Annotated in this window: 16 protein-coding genes; 7 read left to right on the top strand and 9 right to left on the bottom strand. The window is 59.7% G+C overall.

The window, feature by feature from the left end; all coding sequences use genetic code 11:
* Window positions 1-2: 2 nt before the first annotated feature.
* The 4 genes from LAO20_02350 to LAO20_02335 form a co-directional block, all read right to left on the bottom strand.
* Window positions 3-2,291 carry an AMP-binding protein gene (locus LAO20_02350; GenBank protein ID MBZ5530248.1) on the bottom strand — a complete coding sequence of 763 codons (2,289 nt, stop codon included), beginning with the start codon at window positions 2,289-2,291 and terminating at the stop codon, window positions 3-5.
* A 157-nt stretch (window positions 2,292-2,448) separates the two neighbouring features.
* Window positions 2,449-5,979 (bottom strand): MFS transporter, encoded by a 3,531-nt coding sequence (locus LAO20_02345; GenBank protein MBZ5530247.1) that lies wholly within the window; start codon window positions 5,977-5,979, stop codon window positions 2,449-2,451.
* Between the two features lie 103 nt (window positions 5,980-6,082).
* On the bottom strand, window positions 6,083-6,667 hold the full coding sequence (gene frr, locus LAO20_02340; GenBank protein ID MBZ5530246.1) for a ribosome recycling factor: 585 nt from the start codon (window positions 6,665-6,667) through the stop codon (window positions 6,083-6,085).
* 132 nt (window positions 6,668-6,799) lie between these two features.
* A complete protein-coding gene (locus tag LAO20_02335; GenBank protein MBZ5530245.1) occupies window positions 6,800-7,693 on the bottom strand; it encodes an energy transducer TonB in 894 nt (297 codons plus the stop codon).
* Between the two features lie 304 nt (window positions 7,694-7,997).
* On the opposite strand from LAO20_02335, the gene LAO20_02330 reads away from it, so the two are divergent.
* Complete coding sequence (locus tag LAO20_02330; protein ID MBZ5530244.1) at window positions 7,998-8,948, top strand: DUF1835 domain-containing protein; 951 nt, start codon at window positions 7,998-8,000, stop codon at window positions 8,946-8,948.
* Window positions 8,949-9,017: 69 nt separating this feature from the next.
* On the opposite strand, the gene rseP is transcribed toward LAO20_02330, so the two are convergent.
* The 4 genes from rseP to LAO20_02310 are packed head-to-tail and all read right to left on the bottom strand — an operon-like array spanning window position 9,018 to window position 13,293.
* On the bottom strand, window positions 9,018-10,349 hold the full coding sequence (gene rseP, locus LAO20_02325) for an RIP metalloprotease RseP (GenBank protein MBZ5530243.1): 1,332 nt from the start codon (window positions 10,347-10,349) through the stop codon (window positions 9,018-9,020).
* A gap of 42 nt (window positions 10,350-10,391) precedes the next feature.
* On the bottom strand, window positions 10,392-11,561 hold the full coding sequence (locus tag LAO20_02320; protein ID MBZ5530242.1) for a 1-deoxy-D-xylulose-5-phosphate reductoisomerase: 1,170 nt from the start codon (window positions 11,559-11,561) through the stop codon (window positions 10,392-10,394).
* On the bottom strand, window positions 11,558-12,463 hold the full coding sequence (locus tag LAO20_02315; GenBank protein ID MBZ5530241.1) for a phosphatidate cytidylyltransferase: 906 nt from the start codon (window positions 12,461-12,463) through the stop codon (window positions 11,558-11,560). Before LAO20_02315 ends, LAO20_02320 begins: the two co-directional genes overlap by 4 nt.
* Window positions 12,460-13,293: an isoprenyl transferase gene (locus LAO20_02310; protein ID MBZ5530240.1), complete on the bottom strand. Its 834-nt coding sequence runs from the start codon at window positions 13,291-13,293 to the stop codon at window positions 12,460-12,462. The genes LAO20_02315 and LAO20_02310 overlap by 4 nt, the downstream gene beginning before the upstream one ends.
* 191 nt (window positions 13,294-13,484) lie before the next feature.
* Between LAO20_02310 and LAO20_02305 the strand changes: the two genes are divergently transcribed.
* The 4 genes from LAO20_02305 (at window position 13,485) to LAO20_02290 (ending at window position 19,824) form a co-directional block, all read left to right on the top strand.
* Window positions 13,485-13,787, top strand: a complete 303-nt coding sequence (locus LAO20_02305) for a hypothetical protein (protein MBZ5530239.1) — start codon at window positions 13,485-13,487, stop codon at window positions 13,785-13,787.
* A 186-nt stretch (window positions 13,788-13,973) separates the two neighbouring features.
* On the top strand, window positions 13,974-15,245 hold the full coding sequence (locus tag LAO20_02300) for a TolC family protein (GenBank protein MBZ5530238.1): 1,272 nt from the start codon (window positions 13,974-13,976) through the stop codon (window positions 15,243-15,245).
* Window positions 15,242-16,405 carry an efflux RND transporter periplasmic adaptor subunit gene (locus tag LAO20_02295; GenBank protein MBZ5530237.1) on the top strand — a complete coding sequence of 388 codons (1,164 nt, stop codon included), beginning with the start codon at window positions 15,242-15,244 and terminating at the stop codon, window positions 16,403-16,405. The genes LAO20_02300 and LAO20_02295 overlap by 4 nt, the downstream gene beginning before the upstream one ends.
* Before the next feature lie 323 nt (window positions 16,406-16,728).
* Window positions 16,729-19,824 (top strand): CusA/CzcA family heavy metal efflux RND transporter, encoded by a 3,096-nt coding sequence (locus LAO20_02290; protein MBZ5530236.1) that lies wholly within the window; start codon window positions 16,729-16,731, stop codon window positions 19,822-19,824.
* A 52-nt stretch (window positions 19,825-19,876) separates the two neighbouring features.
* Here LAO20_02290 and LAO20_02285 read toward each other — a convergent pair whose 3' ends face one another.
* The gene (locus tag LAO20_02285) at window positions 19,877-20,578 is read right to left on the bottom strand and encodes a hypothetical protein (protein MBZ5530235.1); all 702 of its coding nucleotides are present in this window, start codon (window positions 20,576-20,578) and stop codon (window positions 19,877-19,879) included.
* A 346-nt stretch (window positions 20,579-20,924) separates the two neighbouring features.
* On the opposite strand from LAO20_02285, the gene LAO20_02280 reads away from it, so the two are divergent.
* On the top strand, window positions 20,925-21,230 hold the full coding sequence (locus LAO20_02280) for a DUF2607 family protein (GenBank protein ID MBZ5530234.1): 306 nt from the start codon (window positions 20,925-20,927) through the stop codon (window positions 21,228-21,230).
* Window positions 21,231-21,292: 62 nt separating this feature from the next.
* Window positions 21,293-24,013: a TonB-dependent receptor gene (locus LAO20_02275; GenBank protein MBZ5530233.1), complete on the top strand. Its 2,721-nt coding sequence runs from the start codon at window positions 21,293-21,295 to the stop codon at window positions 24,011-24,013.
* Window positions 24,014-24,017: the final 4 nt, after the last annotated feature.

Genomic DNA, 24,017 nt, shown 5'->3' with positions numbered 1-24,017 from the left:
GATCACCCGGCGACTGGCATCACCACTTCATTGGCTCGCGTCTTCAATGCGCGCAGATCGAGCTTTCCGGTGCCCAGGTAGGGCAGGGTGTCCACGCGGAAGAACTGGTCTTTGCGCGGCTTCCACAGCGCCGGCAGGTCGGACTCCGCAAGCTTCTGCAGGATTGGCGCCAGTTGGTCTTCGCTGAGAACGTGCAAAACGATCAGCCGCTCGCCTTTTTTCTCGTCCGGCACGGCGGAAACTACGAAAATCTGCTCCGCTGTGTCCGCCAGTTCGTGCAGCGTCTCTTCCACTTTCACGTGCGGGACCATTTCGCCGGCGATCTTGCTGAAGCGGCTGAGCCGGTCAGTGATGGTCAAGAAGCCGTCTTCGGCGACAGCGGCAATGTCGCCAGTGGTGTACCAGCCGTCGCGCAGTACTTCCGCCGTCTTCTCCGGCCGTCCTAGGTAACCCTGCATTACGTTGGGCCCGCGTACCAGCAGCATGCCCGGAGTGTTCGCCGAAAGCGCCGCGCCGCTATCTGGATCAACAATGCGGATGCTCACGCCGGGCAGCGGCTGGCCAATGGTCCCCGGGCGCGCGCCGCGCTGCACGATGCCCGGCCCGCGAAAATCAAAGATATTGACCGCCACCACGGGCGAGCATTCGGTGCACCCGTAACCTTCCAGCGGCCGGACGCCGAACGTGTCCTCAAAGGCTCGCGCCACGCGCTCCGATAGCTTTTCCGCTCCCACCAGCACGCAGCGCAGGCTGGCAAAGTCTTCGCGCGGAATGCGGCGCATGTACGCCTGCAAAAAAGTCGGCGTGGCGATGAGGAACGTGGCTTTGTACTTGCGCGTCATCTCGCCGATGATCTGCGCGTCCAGCGGGCTGGGATGGTAGACCACGCCTACGCCGTAGGTCGCCGTGAGCCACAGGGTTACGGTGAAGCCAAACGCGTGGAAGAACGGCAGTATGCCCAGCAGCTTGTCTTCACTGGTGAACGAGAACACCTGGGTCATCTGGCGGATGTTGGCCAGCACGTTGTGATGGGTGAGCATCACGCCCTTGGGATCGCCCGTGCTGCCGCTGGAAAAGATGACGGTGGCCAGATCGTTGGTGGTGCGCTTCGTCGCGCCCAGCACGCGCTTCATCAGGGCATACGGCAGGAAGAAGGCGATGAACAGCGCCGCCAGCTTTTCCTTGGTCTTAGGATTGGCCAGCACGTCTTCCAGATACACCGTGTGCGCGGGAACTTCAATCTTGTTGATGGCCGCCAGCTTCTCCATGAACAGCTTGGAAGTAATCACCGTTTGCAGCTTGCACTGCTGCGCGCAGGATTCCAGCACCTCAGTGCTGGCGGTGTAATTCAAATTCACTGGAACTTTACCCAGCAGCGTGGCCGCGAAATTCACCAGCGCGCCGCCGGCCGACGGCGGCAACAGCACGCCCACCATCTCCTGGTCTTTCCAGTGTGCGCGCAGACGCCGGGTCACGAAGATCAGTTTGAGCAGCATGTCAGCGAAGCTGACTTTGGGGAAGCGCGCGTCGCCCATACAGAAACGCCACGGATAGCGGCGCGCGGTGCGCACCAGCACGCGGTCGAGCGTGCGATCGGCCGCGCGATCGGCCTCAAAGGCCGCGGCATGCAGTTCCTGCACCGCCGTCCGAACCTCTGACGCGCTCGCCGTGGAAGGCAGCCACTTGCCAAAGCTGACCGTCACCGGATACGGCATGCGCCGCGGGGCTTTCCACAGAAAACGCTCACGCTCGTAACTGAAGATGCTTCCCCACACGCCGTGCAGGTTCACCGGGATGATAGGCGCGTCCACGCCGCGGATGATCCGCTCCATGCCTTTGCGGAAAGGTAGCATGGAGCCGGTGCGCGTGATCTGGCCTTCGGCGAACACGCAGACCAGTTCGCCGGCGCGGATGGCGGCACTGGCCACGCGGAAGGACTCGATCAGGTCCCGCGGGCGCAGTTCAGTGGGGATGGGAATCGCCCGCATCAGCAGCGCAAACGGTTTGATGAAGGGGCTGTCATAGACGTCGCGGAACATCAGAAAACGAATGGGACGGTTGGCTGCCGCGCTGATGAGTACCACATCCACAAATGACATGTGGTTCGACACCAGCAGCGCGCCGCCCTTGCGCGGGATGTTCTCTTTGCCCAGGACCCTGATGCGATAGACGATGCGGCTCAGCACCCACAGCAGAACGCGCAGTCCCCAGTTGGGCAGCGCAATAACCAACCGGACCAGCATGGGTTGCCGGGGCTGCGCGCCTTCGTGGATGGTTCCAGGAGAGGACATCAAGGCCTGTTTATTGGATGCTGGCCGGCGGTTATTCTGGCACTTGTTGTCGGCGATGTAAACAGGGTTGCGAAAGCCGAACAGGCTCTTGAGGTTAGGAGTGAATGCATTTCATGGCTGTGACGACATGGCCTCGGCGATTGAGAGCTATCTGCTTCTACGCAGACGCTCCCGCCAGTTCCGCGGCCTTGGCCTTCATACTACGCAGGTCCAATTTGCCGGTGCCCAGGTAGGGCAGCGCGTCCACGTGGAAGAACTGGTCTTTGCGCGGCTTCCACAATGCAGGCAAATCACAGCCGGCAAGTTTTTCCACGACCGGAGCCAGCTTGTCGTCGCTGAGGGTGTGCAGCACCACCAGGCGCTCACCTTTTTTCTCGTCGGGGACGGCGGCCACGGCAAACACCTGCTCCGTCGCGCCGGCCAGCTCGTGCAATTTGTCTTCAACTTTGATGTGCGGCACCATCTCGCCGCCGATCTTGCTGAAGCGCGTCAAGCGGTCGGTGATGGTCAAGAAGCCGTCTTCTTCCAGGTTGGCGATGTCGCCAGTGATGTACCAGCCGTCTTTCAACACTTCTGCGGTCTTCTCCGGACGGCCCAGGTAACCTTTCATCACGTTGGGGCCTTTCACCATCAGCATGCCGGGCTTGCCGGGCGGCAAAGGTTCGAGCGTGTCAGGATCAACCACCTTTACGCTTACGCCGGGCAGAGGATGTCCAATGGTCCCGCGGCGGCCGCCCACCTGGCGGAAGCCGGGAGCGCGGAAGTCACGCCCGTTCACGGCGACGACAGGCGAACACTCCGTGCATCCGTAGCCTTCGAGCGGACGAATGCCAAAAACATCTTCAAACGCCAGGGCCACGCGTTCCGGCAGTTTCTCCGCGCCGACCATCACGTACTGCAAGCTGCCAAAATGTTCCGGCGAACAGCGCCGCATGTAGGCTTGCAGAAACGTCGGCGTGGCCACCAGGAAGGTGACACTGTACTTCGACACCAGCGCGCTGATGGACTTTGAGTCCAGCGGGCTGGGATGGAACACCACGCCAATGCCGTGCACCACCGGCATCCACAGCGTTGCGGTGAAACCGAACGAATGGAAGAACGGCAGAATGCCCAGGACCTTGTCTTTGCCTTGCAGCATGAAGACCTGGGTGACCTGGCGAATGTTGGAATAGATGTTGTAGTGCGTGAGCATCACGCCCTTGGGATCGCCGGTGCTGCCGCTGGAGAAGATCACCGTGGCCAGGTCACCGGCGCCTTGCGGTTTTGCGCCCAGCGCGCGCTTGAGCAGTTGAAAGGGGAACGTCCACGCCAAGAGCAGCGCGGCCAGCTTTTCGCCGAGCCGCGGCGCGTCCAGCGCGTCTTCCAGCAGGATGGTCTTGCCGGGAATCTGCATGGCCGGGAAGCGCTCGAGGAACGCCTTCGATGTAATCACCGTTTGCAGGTTGCATTGCTTGGCGCACGACGCCAGCACTTCATTATTGGCCGTGTAATTCAGGTTGACTGGAACGCGTCCCAGCAGCGAGGCGGCGTAGTTCACCAGCGCTCCGCCCACGGACGGCGGCAGCAGGATGCCCACCATTTCCTGGTCTTGCCACAAAGGCTTCATGCGTCGCGCGACAAAGATGGTTTTGTTGAGCAGTCCGGCAAAGCTGATTTTGGGGACGCGCCCGTCGGCGGCGGCAAAACGCCACGGATAGCGGCGGCAGGTGTGCACAAAAGTCTTGTCCAGCGTGAGCTTGGGTTTGTAGTCGGCGGCGAAGGCGGCGGTCTGCAACTCCTGCACCGCGCGCCGCACTTCCACGGCGGGCGCGTCGGCGGGAAGCCACTTGCCGAAACTCACGGTCACCGGATAAGGAATGCGCCGGGGAAACTTCCACAAAAAGCGATTGCGCTCAAAGCTGAAGACGCTGCCCCACACGCCGTGGAGATTGACGGGAACAATGGGCGCGTCCACTCCCTTCATGATGCGTTCCATCCCGCGGCGGAAAGGCAGCAGCTGCCCGGTGCGCGTGATCTGGCCTTCAGCGAAAATGCAGACAATCTCCCCGTTGCGGATGGCGTCGCTGGCGGTGCGGAGCGAACGGATCATCTCCCGCGGCCGCAGCTCGGACGATATGGGAATCGCCCCCATCATTTTGGCGAACGGCTTGATCATGGGCTGGTCATAAATTCCTTGGAACATGACAAAGCGGATCGGCCGGTCAGTGGAGGCGATGAGCAGCGCCACGTCCACAAATGACATGTGGTTGGAGACGAACAGCGCGCCGCCTTTTTCCGGGATGTTGTCGCGGCCTATGACCTTGATGCGGTAGAGCGTGTGTGTGAGGAAGAACAGCAGGAGGCGCAGGAACCAGTCGGGCAAGAGGTAGAGAACATAGACAGTTCCCGCCAAAGTAAAGACGGCGCCGGCGACGAACACGCCGGGCGAGTGCAGATGACCGTAGCGGGTCAGGGCAAAATACATTCCCGCGGCAGCCGCTCCAGAAATGAAAGAGAGTAGATTAGCGGCGGCGATGATTCCGCCTTTGTTGTCCGCCGCAGGACGATGCTGGATGAGCGCATTGACCGGCACGGCGACGAAGCCGCCAAAGATCCCCAGTCCGGCCAGCACTCCCAGCGCGGAGAGAAAGCTGTGCGGCACGCCGCCGAAGAGCGCGGCCATCACCGTCATGCCCAGCGCACCCAGCGGGATCAAGCCGTATTCGATCTTGTTCCCGGAAAGATATCCGGCCAGAACGCTGCCCGCGCCAATCCCCAGGGCCAGGGCGGCATCGAGAAAGCCGATGCGCGTGGTGCTGAGATTGAGCACGTCCTTGCCGTAGACCAGCACGGTCTGCAGGAACAGAGTGCCGAGGAACCAGAAGTAAGTGTTGCCCAACACAGCCAGCCACAGCGCACGGTCCGGACGCATGAGCTGGACCTGCTCGCTGAGTTCGGCTACAAAGTTCGCGCGAAATTTTTTCTGCGGCGCCGCCGCGGGAATCTTGGCGATGGCCAGGCTGGTGAGCCATCCCAGGACGGCCAGGGCCACAAGCATTCCGCCCGCATACGGTTCGCGTCCCTGGAAGGTCTGGGCAATCCAGCCGGCGGCCATGGCGCCGGAGATGATGGCCAGGAACGTCCCCAGTTCAATGATGCCGTTGCCCCAGGAGAGCCACTTCTCCGGCAGCAACTCCGGCAGCAGCCCGTACTTGGAGGGACCAAACAGGGCGGCCTGCATGGCCACAACGAACAGCACCAGCAGGGCCAGCGGAAAGTGCGAGAACAGCAAACTCGGGTCCCGCCAAAGATCAGTCAACTGCACCAGGCGCTGCTGCTGGGTGGCCGACAAGGCGAAGATGGCCAGCACCATGGCGGCAATTTCGATGACCTTGGTGGCGACGGTGACCTGGCGCTTGCTGAAGCGGTCAGCCAGGAAGCCGCCGGCCATGCTGAACAACACAAGGGGAATGAAGAACAGAGCAGTAATGAGCGAAGCCAGAGAGTTCCTGCGGACCTCATCCAACGCCGTGCCCAGCACCATGAAGGTGAGCAGATAACGCAGGACGTTGAGGCTGAACGCGCCTTGAAATTGCGTGATGATGAGCGCCCAGAAGCTGCGCCGCCAGTTGGGGTTGACGGGCTGCTGCGGAGGAAATACATCGGCGGCGGGCACTGCGTTCGCTTGCGTGGCGGCTGGATCGGACATGAATTAAGATCTGGCGATGGGAGATCGGATCATCGGGCCATAAGAAAATCCGGGCCGGCTTGGCGTTCAGATCACCCGATCACCCGGTCACCAGATGACGATGTTACACCGTCATCAACTCTTTCTCTTTCGCGGCGGACATCTCTTCCATCTTCTTGATTTCCGCGTCAGTCAGCTTCTGGACTTCGTCCAGCGCTTTCTTTTCGTCATCTTCGGCGATTTTCTTGTCCTTCATGGCTTTCTTGACGGCGTCATTGCCGTCGCGGCGGATGTTGCGTATGGCCGTGCGGTGGTCTTCAAGAATCTTGTGCAGGTGCTTGACCATGTCTTTGCGGCGTTCTTCGGTGAGAGGAGGCACGGGGACGCGGATCAGCTTGCCGTCATTCATGGGGTTCAGTCCCAGCCCGGCGGAGCGGATGGCCTTTTCGATCTCGCCCATAATGCTGGGATCGAACGGCTGCACGGTGATCAACTGGGCTTCCGGCACGTGCACGCTGGCCACCTGATTCAGCGGCATCTCAGAGCCGTAGTAAGGAACGCGGACGGTATCCACCATATGCACAGACGCGCGTCCGGTGCGCGCCGCCGCCAGGTTGGTGCGGAAGTCTTCCACCGCCTTGTCCATGCGGGTCTTCAGTTGTGTGAACACGTCTTTCAATGCGGGGATAGTCGCAATTGGCTGTGCCATGCCGGATAGCCTCACAGGGAAAGTTGCAAACGTCCGATTATACTTGAGCGCGAAAAATCAAGGGCCCCGCAGCCGCCCGCTTGTGGTGCAGCATTGCGTGGCGACGCCTGCTGATCCCGCGACGGCTGGTTCCTACTGGCAGACGCTGGCATCCGTCGCCAAGGGGCAGGGGTGCAGCGGCATACCCTGCTGCTTTTCAAACCTGATCAGGCGCTTGGCGTACATCAACACGCTAACCGGCCCGGCGCTGCTGGTGGCCGGCTCAAATTTCCACTGCTCAATCACTTCCGCCACGGGGTCGTCGGCTCCGGCGCCCACTGGTTTGGTGATCTGCACGTCCTTCACGCTGCCGCTGGGGTCAACGATGAACTGCAGCGTGACCGTTTCGGCGTTCACGTCCTTGAACGGCGCCGGTCCAATCTCAATGCTATTGGCCTTGGAAAGCAGTTTGGGCGGCTTGACGTCGTCGCCAACGTTCTTTACGTCCTTGAGCATCTCCGCCTGCCGCTGCTGCCATTGCGCGCTGCGCGACCGCTCGGTGGTGAGAAAATCTTTCCAGTACTCGGGCACAATGTCTGACAAGCGCTGTGCCCGAAAAAGGAAGATTTTGGCCAGCGTGGCCGAAATGGCATTACCGCTGGGATTGGGCGGCAGGTCAATAGTAATGCGGACTTCATCATCGTCCAGCGTGTAGTTGCCCATCTCGGTGCCTTCCCAGCGCATGACGTTGCGTTTGCCGGTCAACAGCAGCGTCTTATCGCCCAGCTTCGCAGTCGCGATTTCCACGCGGCCGTAAGCCGTCCACGGCCCGATTTTTGCGGTGCCCACCAGATTGCCGTAAGAGTCAAAATGCAGTTCGTGCTCGCGGTAGAACTGTTGCATGACCGCTACTTTACCCACCAGGATTTGCTTGAGCTTGGCTTCCACTTCCTTGCGGTCATAGGGTTTTTCGTCGTTGCGAGAACCAGAGGCCGCGGAGAACACCGGCAGCAGCAGCAATAAAGAGGCAAGAATCCTGGGCATCATGGCATCCTTCTCCGGGCAACTATTTTACCGTTTGTCGGGCAAGGGACGATAGACCAGAACGGCCGCGAGGGGCCGCTGGCTGCGTCCTGTGCCACGCCCTCTAGCGACGGCAATTTCCAGAAGAATTTCATCGTCCTTTAACCCATGGCCGAGATGCCAAGCTTATAACCATCGCATAGTGATTGAATGCCTCACTGCTCAAAAGGGGAGCCCTTCACCTCCACGATCCAAGGGTTCCCCCTTCCTCTCACGGAATCCATTTTCTTCGGGATAAGCCCTGTTCGCCCTGTGGTAGCCTTTGCGTGTGCTGCATATCACCAACGGCGACTCCGTAGTGGAGACGTTTCGCCAGGGCAGGTTTCCCGGCCAATACATCTCCTGGGCTGACGTGCTGCATGACGGGCCCGTCCCGCAATTGGACACCCTCGAGGCGCTGTCTGAGGTGCGCGCGCAGGCGCTGGCGGGATTCGGCTGGAGCGTTGAGCAAATTCGCGCCAGTTTTGCCGAGCGCGACCGCGCGCTGGCCGGCTTCCGCAAACACGAAGAAGTGGTGCTGTGGTTTGAGCATGATCTTTACGACCAGCTGCAGCTTCTCCAGTTGCTCGACTGGTTTTCCACGCAGGACCTGGGCAAGACCCGGCTCAGCCTGATCCAGGAGAATGCCTTTCCCGGCGTACAGCCGTTTTACGGTCTTGGACAGTTGAGCGCCCGGCAACTGGCGCGGCTTTTTCCCGTGCGCCGCACGGTTTCCGCAACCCAGTTGGCGATTGGCAAAGACGTATGGCACGCCTTTCGCGCGCCTTCGCCGGAAGAGCTGTTCGAGTTGGCGGGCAGCGACTTTCCTGAAATGCGGTTCCTGCGCGCGGCGCTGATGCGCTGGTTTGAGGAGTATCCCGGGGTCAGCGATGGACTCTCGCGCACCCAGCGGCAGGTCCTGCGTGCCGCCGAATCCGGCGCCCGAAGCCAGCGGGACATCTATTTTGCCGCGAGTAAATTCGAAGAGTGCCCGTGGGGCGACGCGTCGGTCTTTCTGCGGATCGCCGGCCTCGCGGCTGGTCCGCATCCGGCCCTGCAAAAAAAGTCTGATGACGATTACGCCATCAGCGAAGACGGCCGCATGCTGCTGGCCGGCAAAGCCGACTGGATCAAGCTGTGCGGCGGGATTGACGTGTGGCTGGGCGGGGTGCACCTGACGGGAACAGAAGCCGCGTGGCGGTGGGATGGCGCAGCGAAGAAGTTGGTTCCCATGAGATGACGGTTCGCCGCAAAATCAAAACCGCCGGGTTTCCGGCGGTCCTGAAGAAATCAAACTTGCCTCAACTCGTCACCCATGGAACTGCTTGGCCAGGTCGTTGTAGATGACCATGGCGGCGAACAGGATCAGGAATACAAAAGCAGCCTGATAGACGCGTTCTTTGACCTGCTGGTTGATGTCCCGGCGCATCACGCTTTCAATCAGCAGCATCAGGACCAGGCCTCCATCCAGGATAGGAATGGGCAGCAGGTTGAAGATGGCCAGGTTGACGCTGATCAGGGCCATGATTTTGAACAGCATGGGCGGGCTGATCCGGGCGGCTTCGCCGGTGATCTTCATGATCCCGATTGGCCCGCTCATCTGCTTGACCAGTTTGGTGTCCCCCATCATGCTGTGCAGCAGCCTGAAGATCTGCACGGAGTTCTCTTTGCACTCCAGGTAGGATTCGTCCAAGGCCGCGAGAAACGGGAGTTTGTCCAAGTGATACGGTCCCAGGCCCACGCGATACTTTACGGGCATGGGCCGGGGGGTCATTTGAAACTTCAATTCGTGGCCGTCGCGAAGCACGGTCAGCTCCACCGGCTTGTCTTTGGTTTTTTGCAGGGAGGCCAGGAGTTCTGAGATATCGGTAACGACGACGCCGTCCAGCGACACCAGCACATCGCCAATGTGGACGCCGGCCAGCACAGCCGGTCCGCCGGGTTCCAGTGAGCCTACAGCCTCCGGCAGTTCAAGACCGATATCGCCGCTTCCGTCCGGCCCGGTGGGCTGAGACAGTACCTGTACGGTATGTGTCTGGCCGCCACGGAGGATGGTCAGGTCCACCGTCTTGCGGGGGATCATAGCGGCGTTCAGCACTTCTTTCCAGTTCGGGTTCGCGGTGTCCTGCACGCGCACAATGCGGTCGCCCTTTTGAATGCCGGCGTTGGCGGCGCTGGAGCCGGGCGTCACGGCAATCACGTCCACGTGCTCGCGCAGAGAGGCGCGGTATTCATGGTGCACCATGTTCACGCCGGTGAGCACTGCGATGGCCAGGATGACATTCATCGCCGGCCCGGCAATGGCGACCAAAAACCGCTGCCAGCGCGGGTGGCTCATGAACTCGCCGGGATCCCCCGTGCGGTCTTCCATGGGGTTCTCGCCCGCCATCTTCACGTAGCCGCCCAGAGGCAAGAGGCTGACGCGATAGTCGGTGTCGCCGTGATGGAAGCCCCAAAGACGCTTGCCAAAACCCAGGCTGAAGACTTCAACCCGCACGCCGCACAACTTGGCCACCGCGTAGTGGCCGAACTCATGGACAAAAACCAGCACGCCCAGCACAAACACGAACGCCAGTGGAGTTATCAGCGGATCAGGAATCGCCAGGAAAAGACCGAAAGTGGAAGGGATGAACAAATGCATATGAGACTGTATCCATTTTAACTGCAAAAGGAGCGAGGCGGGCTAGCGAGTTAGCTGATGTGACAATTTTTGTCGGGCCAGTTCGCGCGCCTGGGCGTCCAAGGCAAGTACCTCTTCTATAGATTCGGGCTGGCGGGTTTTTGTTTCACGAATTGTTTGTTCTACGACCTTAGATATGTCGGTAAAGCCGATCTCGCGGCCAAGGAATGCTGCTACAGCCACTTCGTCGGCGGCGTTTAGGGCGATTGACTTAGAACCGCCCGATTCCGCCGCTTCATAGGCCAGGCGCAGGCAGGGGAATTTGGCGAAATCCGGAGGGCAGAAGTCCAGCTTCTTGAGGTCGAGCACGTTGAAGCGCAGGTCGCTGGCGACGCGGTCCGGAAACGTCAGCGCGTACAGGATAGGCAGCCGCATGTCGGTCACTGAGAGCTGCGCCAGCAGGCTACCGTCATTGAACTCGACCATGGAGTGAATGGTGGACTGCGGGTGCACGATCACGCTGACCTTGGCCGGCGGCAGGTCGAAGAGGCGGCAGGCTTCAATCACCTCGAAGCCTTTGTTCATCATGGTGGCGGAATCAATGGTGATGCGCCGGCCCATCTTCCACGTGGGATGGTTCAGCGCCTGCTCCACGGTGATCTTTTCAAATTCTTTTTGCGGCGTGTGCAGGAACGGCCCGCCGCTGGCTGTGAGCCACACGCGCTCGACTTCGTTGAGCCGTCCGCCGCGCATGCACTGGTGGACGGCGTTGTGCTCGCTGTCAATGGGCAGCAGCGGCTTGCCCTGCCTGCGTGCTTCCGCGGTGATCAACTCGCCCGCGGCGACCATGCATTCTTTGTTGGCCAGGCCAATGGCCTTGCCCGCGCGGACGGCTTCGTACGTGGCTTTGAGTCCAGCGACGCCCACGATGGCGCTGACTACAAAATCAACTTCCGGGTGCGTGGCCACGCGCACTGTGCCAGCCTGTCCGCTTACGACTTCAATGTGCCCCAGGCCCTCGGCCTTGAGTTGCTTAGAGACTCTTTCCGCGCTCTGCTCAGACGCCAGCGAAAGAACTTTGGGTTTCCAGCGGCGGGCTTGTTCCAGCGCGGAGTCAACGTTTGCTCCAGCGGCGATGGTCACCAGCTCAAAGCGCTCAGGATGCGACGCGATCACGCTGAGCGTGCTTTGACCGATGGAACCGGTGGAACCGAGGATGGCGATGCGTTTCATTTAAGGGAATTTGATTGGAGAAATCCGGTTAGATTCGCATAGTACCACACGACGGGAATGGCAAAGAGCAACGCGTCAATGCGGTCCAGAATGCCGCCGTGGCCCGGCAGAAGAGTGCCCGAGTCCTTGATGTTCGCGCCTCGTTTCAGCACAGATTCGAATAGATCCCCGAATTGTGCTGCCACGTTCGTGATGATTCCTAGAGCAATGATGGAGACGAGTGCTAGGCCTTTTTCGGTTCCAGCCAGGGATGGATCATGGTGCAACGCGGGCCCAGCAGAGAACAGGCTGTTGAGCGGTCCTCTGAAATGAAAGATCAAAAGCGCCACTCCTACACTAGCAACTACGGACGCGATTGCGCCTTCCCAGGTTTTCTTTGGGCTCACCACAGGAGCTAGCTTGAGGCGTCCCAGGTTCCTGCCGACGTAGTAGGCAGCCGTATCCCCAGCCCACACAGAGAGCAACGCGAATAGAACCAGGAATCCTGCGTCGGGAGCATTACGGAGTGGTATCAGTAACCCAAGCGGCAGGGCAAGATAGAGTACGGCAAATGCTGAGGAACCCGCGGCAGGGAATGCCATATGCATGTCATGCCGAAAAACCAGTGGAATTCCAAAGACCAACGGCAGGAAGGGAACGATTGGGAAAGACCTGGCAACCGATTGGAGCCGCGCGAAGTGGGGGTCATTATCGAACAGCAGCACCGCAATCAAGGCCAGCGAAGTAAGGTAGGTTAGCCAGATCATCGGTTGAATGCCGTACCCTTTGATCACATTCAAGTACTCATGGATGCTGAGAACGACGATCGCCGCCAGCGCCAGCGCGAACAGCCACAAGGGCGCTTTGAACACCAACAGCAGCACCACCGGAATCAGCACAACGGCCGTCAGGACGCGCTTCATTTGGTGTGGGAATGCGGATGGATTGGTGGATGATGCGGCGCGCCGGTGGCCGCGGCCGGCTCGTTCAGGCCGCCATAGCGGCGGTCGCGCTTCTGGAATTCCTGGATGGCTTCCAGCAGATGCAGGCCGTTGAAGTCCGGCCACAGAGTTTTGGTCACGTAGATCTCAGCGTACGCCACCTGCCACAACAGGAAGTTGCTCAAGCGCATTTCTCCGCTGGTGCGGATGACCAGGTCCAGTTCGGGAAGATTGTGGGTATAAAGGTGGCGGCTGACGGTCTCTTCGTCAATCGTCAGATGGTCAATGCCGCCGTTGTGGGCGGCCGCGGTGACCATGGCCTTGAAGGCATCCACAATTTCAGACCGCGATCCATAATTCAGCGCCAGGGTGAGCACCATGCCGGTGTTGTGCGACGTCTGCTCCTTGGCCCAGGCCATGCGCTCCTGCACTTCTTGCGGCAGCTCATGGTGGCGTCCGATGAACTGCAGACGGATATTGTTGCGCTGCATCAGCGGCAGTTCGTTCTTCAAATAGCGGTGCAGCAGCTTCATCAGGAAGGTGATTTCGCCGGGCGGGCGCTTCAGGAAGTTTTCCGCCGAAAAAGCGTAGAGCGTCACGGCGGGCAAGCCAATGCGCGACGCCGTCTCAATCACGTAACGGACGGCCTCCACGCCGCGGCGGTGCCCGGCGATGCGGGGCAGATGGCGGCGTTTGGCCCAGCGTCCATTGCCGTCCATGATGATGGCTACGTGGTTGGGGAACTGGCCGGGATCAAGCTGGCTGTACAGCTCAGCTTCTTTACGGTCCAGACCTTGAGGAATTGCGCGCAAAACGGCCTCTCTTCAACGTAAATGCTAAATAACAAATGCCCAATCGAGTGTTGCCCGCAGCGGTTCTAAGGGAAAAATTAGGCCATTGGGGCAACAAAATGCTCTGCTAGAATAATCGTACTCTATCGTAACCAATCTTGTGTGTTTCTAAGCATAGGTTGCAAGGGTATGCTGGTAACCGGTCTTGCGCTGTGACTGAAAATCGCCAAATCGAGAGGGGCCTGCTGCTGCGCTGTGCCGCGGTGGTGTGCGTCCTGCTGGTGCTGGCATTCAGCGGCCTGGAAGCCATGCATTCCCATCCGCATGGCAAGATGGCTGGCGGGTCAGGCGCGTGCGCGGTCTGCGTTTCCGCCCATTCCAACGCCCCAACGGCCACGTTCCGTCCCCTGCCGACGATGCTCACGGTGGCCGTCGTCACCTTTCCGTTGAGCGACGAAAGCAAGGACATCAGCAAGGTTTTCAGCCTCTTCATCCGTCCTCCACCCTCCGCCTGAAAGCGGCTGGCCGCCATTCTCGCGATTTTGAGAAGCTCCTTTTTGGGCCATCAAGACAATTTGTAATCGAGCCAAAGAATCAGGCCTCCGCTTGGGTCCGTCAATCTGACGCGACCGGTGTTATCCCATTTTTCCGTGATTTTTGGGAAGCCACGCGCTCTCCCGGGGAACCATCAGGAGGTATCAATGAAGCGTTTTCATACCGTGCTCGCCGCTCTGGCCGTGGCCGGCAGTTTATGCGCGCAGTCGCCGCCCGGCGGACAGAGGGCCCCGGCCCCAACCAAGGTCATCACGCTGGAGGAGGCGATTGCCCTGGCAATGGCCAACAGCCCCAGCATCATCGCCACCCGCACGCAAATCCAGCAGAACCAGGCGCAGGAGATCACCGCCAATCTGCGGCCCAACCCCGTGCTGTCCGGAGATTCCCAGTTCATTCCCCTCTTCAACCCAAGCCAGTTTCCCAATGACGTGGAACAGTTCGATGTCGGGCTGGGGTACACCTTTGAACGCGGGGGAAAGCGGTCCAAGCGGCTGCAGGCGGCGCGCGACCAGACGACGATGACCAAGTCGCAGGTGGCCGATGCCGAGCGCTCGCTCACCTTCAACGTGGCGCAGCAGTTCATCAATGCGTTGCTGGCCAAATCCAATTTGCAGCTGGCCGAAGAAAACTTGCAGAGCTTCCAGCAGACCGTGGACATCAGCGACGAGCGCTACAAAGCCGGCGACATCAGTGAAGGCGACAACCTTAAGATCAAGCTGCAATTGCTCCAGTTCCGGACGGACGTAAGCTCGGCGCGCGTGGCCAAAGTGCAGGCGTTGGGCAGCCTGCGTCAGCTGCTCGGCTTTGCCTCCGTCCCGCGCGATTTTGACGTCGCCGGCGATCTGGAGTACCAGCCGCTCACCGCCCGGCTGGAAGACCTGCAGGCCAAGGCCCTGACGGAGCGTCCTGATCTGCGCGCCAATCAGCAAGGTATTACCGCGGCAAAAAGCCAGATCGCGCTGGCCAAAGCCAACGGCAAACATGACGTAAATCTCACCGGAAACTACTCGCACACGCCGGGCCTGAGTTCTGTCTCATGGTTTGTCAGCATTCCGCTGCCCGTCTTCGACCGCAACCAGGGTGAAATCGCGCGCACAAAGTTTGCCCTGACGCAGGCGGAATTTACCGAGAAAGCCGGCCAGGACACGGTGATGACGGATGTAACCAACGCGTATGAAACCACCGCGACCAACCAGGAAGTGGTCCGGCTTTACATGTCCGGATACCTGAAGCAGGCGCGCGATTCGCGGGATATCAGCCAATATGCCTACAAAGGAGGCGCCGCCACGCTGCTGGACTTTCTTGACGCGGAGCGCAGTTATCGCGCCACCCAACTGGCCTATCGCCAGGCGCTGGCTGCTTACATGCTCAGCCTGGAGCAGCTGCGGCAGGCGGTGGGTACCAGGAGTTTGCCATGAATCACAGACACTATTTACCAAGCAAGACTGGACGGCTCACTCTGGCCGGCCTGCTGCTGGGCCTGGCCATCACGGGGTGTTCCGGGAACTCCGGCGTAAAGTCCGCGAGCGCGGACAACTCCGGCTCCAACTCAAACCTTTTCACCGTTCCCAAGGAGCAGATGGAGCACGTTCAGGTGGTCACCGTGCAGCCGGCCGACTTTCCCCGAATCCTTCGTCTCACCGGATCTGTGGCCTTCAATGGTTTCCTGACCACACCGGTGATCACCCAAGTGGGCGGGCCGGTAAGCCGTCTGGTGGTATCGCCCGGGCAGCAAGTGAACAAGGGCCAGCCCATGCTTTACGTCAGCAGTCCGGATTATTCTCTGCTGCGCGCCAGTTACCTCAAGGCCCGCGATACACATTCCCTGGCGCACCGAAATTACGCTCGCGCGCAGGACCTCTATGCCCACCATGCAATCGCCGAACGGGACCTGCAGGCCGCGGAGTCGGCGGAGATACAGGCGCAGGCCGACTTGCAGGCGGCGGAGCAGTCGCTGAAAATTCTGGGCATTCCCCAGCCCGATACGCTGGTAGAACGTCCAGTTTCTCCGGAAGTCCCGCTGCTGGCGCCGATCACGGGCGAGGTAGTCGAGCGGTTGTGCGCGCCAGGACAGGTGATCCAGGCCGCCGCGACCCAGTGCTTCACCATTTCCAACATGAAAACAGTGTGGGTCCTGGCCAGCTTGTATGAAGACCAACTGGCCTTTGTGCATGTGGGCGACCCGGTAACCATCAAGACCGGCTCCTATCCCGATGCTTTCCACGGGCGCATTTCCTTCATGGGCGCCGCTCTTGATCCCACGTCGCGCACGCTGCAAGCGAGAATTGATACGGCCAATCCCGGGAACAAATTGAAGAAAGACATGTACGTGACGGCCACCGTGGTCGCGGGCAAGATCAGCAACGCGCTGCTGGCGCCGGATTCGGCGGTGCTGCGCGACGCGGAGAATGAGCCGTTCGTGTACGTGGAGGTGGCGCCCGGCCAGTTCGCCCGCCGGCAGATCAAGCCGGGTGGAAACTTCGGAGGCAAAACGCACATCTTGAGCGGGCTTAAGCCGGGGGAACGCATCGTCGGTGACGGCAGCTTGTTCCTTCAGTTTGCAAATTCGTTGCAGTGAAGGTGGCTAGCAGGTGCGCCGAGCCCGCTGTGGCAGGAGCAGTGAAATGTTTGTCGGGACGGGAGTCGTGAGCGGTTTGTCGCGAAGCGACAACAAATGAAGGCCGCGAAGCCGACTAGCGTGCTGAGCGGCTTGTTATGGGAGCAGTGAAAACTTGGAAGGCGCCACGCTCGTGAGCGGTGTGGAGCGAAGCGACAAAAGACGCAACGAGGGTACGAGAGGCCGCGAAGCCGACTAGCGTGCTTAGCGGCCTGTTATGGGAGCAGTGAAAACTTGGAAGACGCCACGCTCGTGAGCGGTGTGGAGCGAAGCGACAAAAACTAATGATCCATAAGGTCGTACAAATGGCCCTGCGTCAGCGCTTTCTGGTGCTGATGCTGGTGGTGATGTTGATTATCGCTGGGACGATCTCATTCCAGCGCATGCCGGTTGACGCCTATCCGGACCTGGCTCCGCCGATGGTGGAGATCATTACGCAGTGGCCCGGACATGCCGCCGAAGAGGTGGAGCGGCTGATCACCCTTCCGCTGGAAGTAGAATTCTCCGGCGCGCCCAAGATGGAAGTGATGCGTTCCATCTCGCTGTACGGGCTTTCTGACATCCGGATCACGTTCGCGGGCGGCACGGACAACTACTTTGCCCGTCAGGTGATCTTCCAGCGTATCAGCGACGCGCAGCTGCCTAGCGGCGTCACGCCCAGCATGGCGCCGCTGTTCAGCCCCAGCGGCCTGGTCTACCGCTACGTATTAGAAAGTCCGGACCGCAGCCCGCAAGAATTGAAAACGATTGAAGATTGGATCGTGGAGCGCGCGTATAAGTCCGTTCCCGGCGTGGCTGACGACTCCGGCCTCGGCGGCACGGTCATGCAGTATCAGGTGCTGCTTGATCCCGCGCGCCTGTACGGCTATCACATGACGGTGCCGCAGGTGATGACCGCGCTGGCCAACAACAATTCCAACGCCGGCGGAGGTTTTTACTCGCAAGGCGGGCAGTCTTACTACGTGCGCGGCATCGGCCTGGTGCAAAACACCAAGGACATCGGCAACATCATCGTCGCCAGCAACAAAGGAACGCCGATCCGCATCCGTGACGTTGGCGAGGTGACCATCGGGCACGCGCCGCGCCTGGGATTGTTTGGCTTCCAGACCCACAATTCCAATCAGGACGATGCCGTGGAAGGCGTGATCCTGATGCGCCGCGATGAACAGACCCAGAACGTGCTCAAGGCGGTGCAGAAAAAGACCGAGGAACTGAACAGTTCCATTCTGCCCAAGGACGTAAAGGTCCATCCGTTCTACGACCGCAGCGATCTGGTTAGCGTGACAACAGACACCGTGGAAGGCAACCTGGTGCGGGGCATGATCCTGGTGATGCTGGTGCTGTTGTTCTTCCTGTTCAGCCTGCGCGCAGCCATCATTGTTTCGCTGACCATACCGCTGGGCCTGCTGTTCGCCTTCATCGTGCTGCATGCGCATGATGTTTCCGCCAACCTGCTGTCCATCGGGGCCATTGATTTCGGCATCATCATTGACGGCACCGTGGTCATGGTGGAGAACATCTACCGCGAGCTGGCGCTGCGCCATGGCCAGGAATACAAGCTTACGGACGTGATCCTGGCCGCGGCGGCCGACGTTGACCGGCCTATTTTCTACTCGGTGGCCGTCATCATTGCCAGCTACCTGCCCATCTACGCGCTGAGCGGCCCCTCAGGGAAGCTCTTCCATCCGATGGCGGAGACCATGTCCTTCGCGCTGATCGGCGCTTTGATTCTTACGCTCACCCTGGTGCCGGTGCTGGCTTCGTACTGGTTCAAGAAAGGCGTGAAGGAAACCACCAACCACGCGTTTGAATGGATCAAGCGCGTTTACACCTGGCAGCTTGACTGGTGCCTGGAACATGGCCGGATGACGCTTCTGCTGGCCGCTCTGGTGTTCGGCTCCACGCTCCTGCTGGTGCCGTTTATCGGCGGCGAATTCATGCCGCATCTGGACGAAGGCGCGCTGTGGGTCCGGGCCACCATGCCTTACACCATCTCCTTTGAGGAGTCCAGCAAGATCGTGCCGCAGGTCCGCAACATTCTGATCTCGTATCCCCAGGTCACCGTGGTTGGTTCGGAACACGGGCGACCGGACGACGGCACCGATCCCACGGGCTTCTTTAATTCCGAGTTTTACGTGGGCCTTAAGCCATACAGCGACAAGTCCTGGAGCGGCGCCATTGATACCAAAGAGAAGCTGATTGCCTCCGTGGACAAGAAGCTGAGCGCGTTTCCGGGAATCATCTTCAATTACACCCAACCGGCGGAAGACGCGGTGGATGAAGCGCTCACCGGACTCAAGAGTTCCCTGGCGGTGAAAATCTACGGCAATGATCTGCAGGTACTGGAAGCCAAGGCGCTGGATATCAAGAAGGCGCTGGAAAACGTGCCCGGCTTCACCGGCCTGACGGTGGTGCGGGAACTGGGCCAGCCCAGCCTGATCATTAACGTTGACCGGGAAAAGATAGCCCGCTACGGCATCAACGTGTCCGATGTGGAAGCCGTGCTGCAGGCGGCGGTGGGAGGACAGGCGGCGACGCAAGTGGTGCAGGGAGAAAAGCTGTTCGACCTGGTGGTGCGCATGGAACCGCAGTTCCGCAGCAACGCGCAGGAAATCGGCAACCTGCTGGTGGGCACGCCTGACGGCCAGCAGATTCCCATCAGCCAACTGGCGGACATCCACGAGGGCATTGGCGCGTCCTTCATCTATCGCGAGAACAACTCCCGCTACATCGGAGTGCAATACAGCATTGAAGGCCGCGACCTGCAGCGCGCGGTGGAGGATGGCCAAGCGACGATCAAGAAAAGCGTCACCATCCCCGCCGGATACCGGGTGGAGTGGGGCGGCGAATACGACCAATTCCTGGCAGCCAAGCAGCAACTCAGCATTATCGGACCACTGGCGGTGCTGCTGATCTTCTTCATCCTGTTTGCCCTGTACGGGAATTTCAAGTTCCCGGCCATCATCGCGCTGGACGTGATCATGACCGAACCGGTGGGCGCGCTGATCGCGCTGAAGCTCACGCACACGCCGTTCAGCGTTTCATCCGTGCTGGGTCTGCTGGCGCTGATGGGCGTATCGGTGGAAACCGGCGTGATCCTGGTTTCTTACATCAACAAGATGAGGCGGGAAGGCATGGACATTCCCACGGCCACGCGTGCCGCCGCGTTGCTGCGCTTGCGCCCCATCATGATGACCGCGCTGGTGGCTTGCCTGGGACTGCTGCCGGCGGCGCTTTCGACGGGCATCGGATCGGATACGCAGAAGCCGTTCGCGATCGTAATCGTGGCCGGCCTGATTTCGCGATTGTTCCTGGGGTTCTTCGTCAACCCCGTGCTCTATCGGACGGTAGCGCGGGAAGGCGATGTGCTGCAAGTGTGATGAAGATGGCACGGAGCGGGAGTTGGTCCCGCTCCGTTTCTTGTCCATCTCGTTAGAAGGCGATGGTGACCGCTATCCCGACGCCGGGGCGCGAGCGGTTGTACAGGTAGTACCCATCGTCAGTGTAATCAAGATATACGTCGTCGGTTTCGTACCAAGTGTCCGGCCACATTTCCGGCCAGGGATCAACGAACGTGACCCAATAGCCGTCATAGCGGAAACGCGGGTAGCCGCCGACGAAGATCATGGGCAGTCCGTAAATGCGGAAGAAGTGGTCCCTTCCCCAGTACGACCGGAAGCGCGCTTCTGGTATGCGGTAGCCGTTGTAGCCGCCGCGCTGGCCCCAGGAGCGGTGGTCGTCATTCCACGCCCTGGCGCGAGACTGGCCGAAGCCGCTGCGCACCTGTTTTTGTTGTTGCGGAATGCCGCTATGGTGGACGCCGCCGTAAGCAGGGCCGTTGGGCCTGACGCCGCCGTAATAAGCGCCGCCGTATGCCTGCCCCGGCCTTGTCTCGCGTTGCGCAGGTCTACTGGCCTGCGGCTGACGCTGCTGTTCCGGCCGCTGGCGAGTTTGCGCCGGCTGCTGGTGCGCCTGCGCGGGTTGCTGATGCTGTGCAGGTTGCGCTTTTTGATGTTGCTGCCCTTGCGATTTTCCCTGCCCCTTACCTTTTTGGTCACCCTGTCCGTAGCCAAGGGCAGCGGTTGCAAAAAACAGCAAAAAAATTCCCGTACTGATAATGCCTGCGCGTTTCATGTTTCTATGCTCCTTTTGAGCGCGAATGGTCCGTAGACGCTCCGTCTTTCGAGGTTAGTTCAGGTGCGGCTTGGAAGTCTGTCCAAAAAGGATCACATCACACGAGGTCCGTTTGCGGTTTCGGAGAACCTCCAAAAAACTCCCCAAACAAACTAAGATGCCGGTCGGAACGCGAATGTGCTTAAACCGAATGGCCTGAAGGTTGAGAGGAACACTCGCGGACGGGCGTAAACTATTGAAATCACTGAAGAAAGCACCTTGCAATGGATCCTCTTGAAAGCCGATTTTTAGTGTGTTGGTATGGTTAGTTTCGTGTTATGCTGCGGCATATTATTGTAGGCAACGTGTGAGACGGAAGCTTCGCAATTTCGCCCGGTCATTGCCATGGAAAGGCACGGTGGTATGTGCCTGCCTGCTGCTGGTGGTGATGTCTGCGGCGGTGCAAGCCCTTCATCTCCACCCTACTGACCTCGACGATGCCAAGCACTGCTCGGTCTGCCAGTTGGCCCACTCGGCCATACATGTTTCGGCGCCGGCAGCGCTGACAGTTTCTGCCCACGCCACAGCGTATCTGCATGCTGTGGGTGATTCTGAACCTCACTCCAATCTGACCTCTTTCGCGCTCTTCTCGCGGCCTCCTCCGCTGGTCTAACTGATTTTTTCGGCCCCAAAATTTCTAAAAAAATCATATAGACCCACTTTATTGGAGGAGTCATGCATATCTCTTTACGGAGAGGCTTCCTGCTTTTGTCAGCCTTCTTCTATTTTGCTTTGATATTGCTGTTTTGCCTGCGCGCGCAAGGACAGACTTCAGGCAGTTCAGGAACGATTCAGGGTACGGTCACCGACCCCAGTGGCGCGGTGGTGCCCAAAGCTACGATTGAAGTTCACAACCCAATTAGCGGGTTAAAGCGGTCAGCAACTACCGATGCAACGGGGAAATTCACCGTCCCCAACGTTCCCTTTAATCCGTATCACCTCACGGTCAGTGCCTCGGGTTTTGCGACTACAGTGCAGGACATTGATGTGCGCTCGGTGGTCCCTGTAAATCTCACCATCGCGCTCAAAGTCAGCAGCGCCGCGACTACGGTTACCGTGGAGGCCGGAGCGGCAGACTTGATCGAGACTGACTCGCACTCGCATACCGACGTGGACCGGGCGTTGTTTGACAAGATGCCGCTGGAAAGCGCGTCGTCTTCGGTGAGCTCGCTGGTCACGCTGGCCACGCCGGGAATCGCCGCGGATTCCAACGGTCTTTTCCACGGCCTGGGCGACCATGCCGAAAACTCGTTCTCCGTGGACGGCCAACCCATCACGGACCAGCAGAGCAAAGTCTTCTCCAACCAGATTCCTCTTGATTCCATTGAGTCCATAGAGGTGTTCGCCGGTGCGCCGCCGGCTGAATACGGCGACAAGACCAGCGTGGTGATCAACGTGACCACGCGCTCCGGCCAGGGCATGACCACCCCCAAGGGGAGCTTCACCACATCATATGGAAGTTTCGGCACATCAAGCGTGGGCTTCAACCTGGGCTATGGCGGAGAAAAATGGGGCAACTTCATTTCCGTGAACGGGCTCGCCAGTGGCCGCTTCCTGGACCCGCCGGAAGTGACCGCCATCCACGACAAAGGAAACCAGCAGAACATCTTCGACCGCCTGGATTTTCAGCTGTCCAGCGCTGATTCCGTCCACGTGAATCTGGGACTTACGCGGTCCTGGTTCCAGAACCCCAATGCGTTTGACAATCTGAATTTGCAGGACCAGTTCGGGAATGCCGTGGGCTCTACCGATCAGCGTTCGCAAATCAGGACTTTCAACCTGGCGCCGTCCTGGACGCACCTGCTCAGTTCGTCCACGGTGTTCACGCTGGGTGCTTTCGCGCGTCACGACCAGTACAACTATTATCCCAGCAACAATCCATTTGCCGATTTTGGCCCGCTGCAGCAAGAGACCATCAGCCAGACCCGCATGCTCACCAACCTGGGCGTGCGCTCAGATGTCTCGTACGTGAAAGGCATGCACAACTTCAAGGGGGGAGTCACCTATCAACATACGCTGCTGACGGAAAATGACAGCCTGGGGATCGTTGATCCAGGACTTAACGCACCGTGCCTGGATGCTGCCGGTGGCGCGCCGGTTCCGGGATTCACTGACCCCTCGCAGTGCGCGGCTGCGGGGTTCACGCCGAACATAGCTGCCAATCCTAACACCACCTCGCCTTTCCTGCCGTTCCTGGCGTGCTTCGATCTGACGCGGGCTAATCCAGCGGCGACGGACGGCTGCACGGGTTCTAACGCAACGTCGTTCTTGTTCCGCGGACATACGGACGTGAAAGAGCTTTCGTTGTATCTGCAAGACACGATCACCAAGGGAAACTGGTCTTTGAGTCTGGGGATACGCGGCGATCTGTACAACGGCCTAGCGACGCACCGTGAAGCTGAGCCTCGGTTGGGCGTGTCTTACAACTTCAAGAAGACCAACACGGTCTTTCGCGCTTCCTACGCGCGAATTTTGGAAACGCCGTTCAATGAGAACCTGGTGCTCTCGGCCACGGGATGCAACTTTGGCGTGATTGCCGCGTTGGTGCCGTGCGTACCCGCAGCGTTCAGTCCCGGCTGGCGCAATGAATTCCATGGCGGTCTGCAACAAGCCTTTGGCAAGCATCTGGTGTTCTCCGGAGACTACATCTGGAAGTACACCCACAATGGCTACGATTTCAGCGTGCTGGGCGCTACTCCCATCACGTTCCCGATTGCCTGGAACAATTCCAAGATCACCGGGTTCGATGGGCGCGTGAACGTGACGAACATCCGCGGATTCACCGCGCTCTTTGTGTTCTCCAGCGTGAATGCCCGCTTCTTCCCGCCGCAAATTGGCGGATTGGGCGTGACCGTGGGACAGGGCGGCACTCCTTTCCGCATTGACCACGACGAAAAATTCAACGAGACCACGCACCTGCAATACCAGATGGGAAAGCGCGGGCCGTGGGTGGGGTTCAACTGGCGTTACGACAGCGGTCTGGTGGCCGGCGCTGTGCCCTTTGCCACGGATGGCACTACTCCGGTTGACTTGACCGGGCTTACTGCCGATCAACAGATGCAAGCCGGTTTGTTCTGCGGCAACGTGTTCCCAACGCTCAGCGCGCCGCTGACCACTTGCGCGCCTTCGCAATTCGGGTCAACGAGAGTGTCCATCCCGGCGCCGGGGACGGAAAGTGACGACCACAATCCGCCGCGCATTGCTCCGCGCAACCTGTTCGACGTGGCGCTGGGTCATGACAACCTGTTTCACGGCGACCGATACAAGTGGAGCCTGCAGGGCACGGTCATCAATCTGACGAACAAGACGGCGCTCTACAACTTCTTGTCCACATTCAGCGGAACGCACTTTGTTACGCCGCGGGCCTACACGGCGCAACTGGCGTTTCACTTCTAAGGAG

The sequence above is a fragment of the Terriglobia bacterium genome, assembly GCA_020072815.1.
Classification (GTDB): Bacteria; Acidobacteriota; Terriglobia; order Terriglobales; family Acidobacteriaceae; genus Angelobacter.
This window is presented reverse-complemented; position numbering and strand designations above follow the sequence as displayed.

Excerpts from the sequence above, each read along its gene's own strand:
- LAO20_02350 (MBZ5530248.1), bottom strand. The coding sequence starts at position 2,291 with ATGTCCTCTCCTGGAACCATCCACGAAGGCGCGCAGCCCCGGCAACCC.
- LAO20_02345 (MBZ5530247.1), bottom strand. The coding sequence starts at position 5,979 with ATGTCCGATCCAGCCGCCACGCAAGCGAACGCAGTGCCCGCCGCCGAT.
- frr (MBZ5530246.1), bottom strand. The coding sequence starts at position 6,667 with ATGGCACAGCCAATTGCGACTATCCCCGCATTGAAAGACGTGTTCACA.
- LAO20_02335 (MBZ5530245.1), bottom strand. The coding sequence starts at position 7,693 with ATGATGCCCAGGATTCTTGCCTCTTTATTGCTGCTGCTGCCGGTGTTC.
- rseP (MBZ5530243.1), bottom strand. The coding sequence starts at position 10,349 with ATGCATTTGTTCATCCCTTCCACTTTCGGTCTTTTCCTGGCGATTCCT.
- LAO20_02320 (MBZ5530242.1), bottom strand. The coding sequence starts at position 11,561 with ATGAAACGCATCGCCATCCTCGGTTCCACCGGTTCCATCGGTCAAAGC.
- LAO20_02315 (MBZ5530241.1), bottom strand. The coding sequence starts at position 12,463 with ATGAAGCGCGTCCTGACGGCCGTTGTGCTGATTCCGGTGGTGCTGCTG.
- LAO20_02300 (MBZ5530238.1), top strand. The coding sequence starts at position 13,974 with ATGAAGCGTTTTCATACCGTGCTCGCCGCTCTGGCCGTGGCCGGCAGT.
- LAO20_02295 (MBZ5530237.1), top strand. The coding sequence starts at position 15,242 with ATGAATCACAGACACTATTTACCAAGCAAGACTGGACGGCTCACTCTG.
- LAO20_02290 (MBZ5530236.1), top strand. The coding sequence starts at position 16,729 with ATGATCCATAAGGTCGTACAAATGGCCCTGCGTCAGCGCTTTCTGGTG.
- LAO20_02285 (MBZ5530235.1), bottom strand. The coding sequence starts at position 20,578 with ATGAAACGCGCAGGCATTATCAGTACGGGAATTTTTTTGCTGTTTTTT.
- LAO20_02275 (MBZ5530233.1), top strand. The coding sequence starts at position 21,293 with ATGCATATCTCTTTACGGAGAGGCTTCCTGCTTTTGTCAGCCTTCTTC.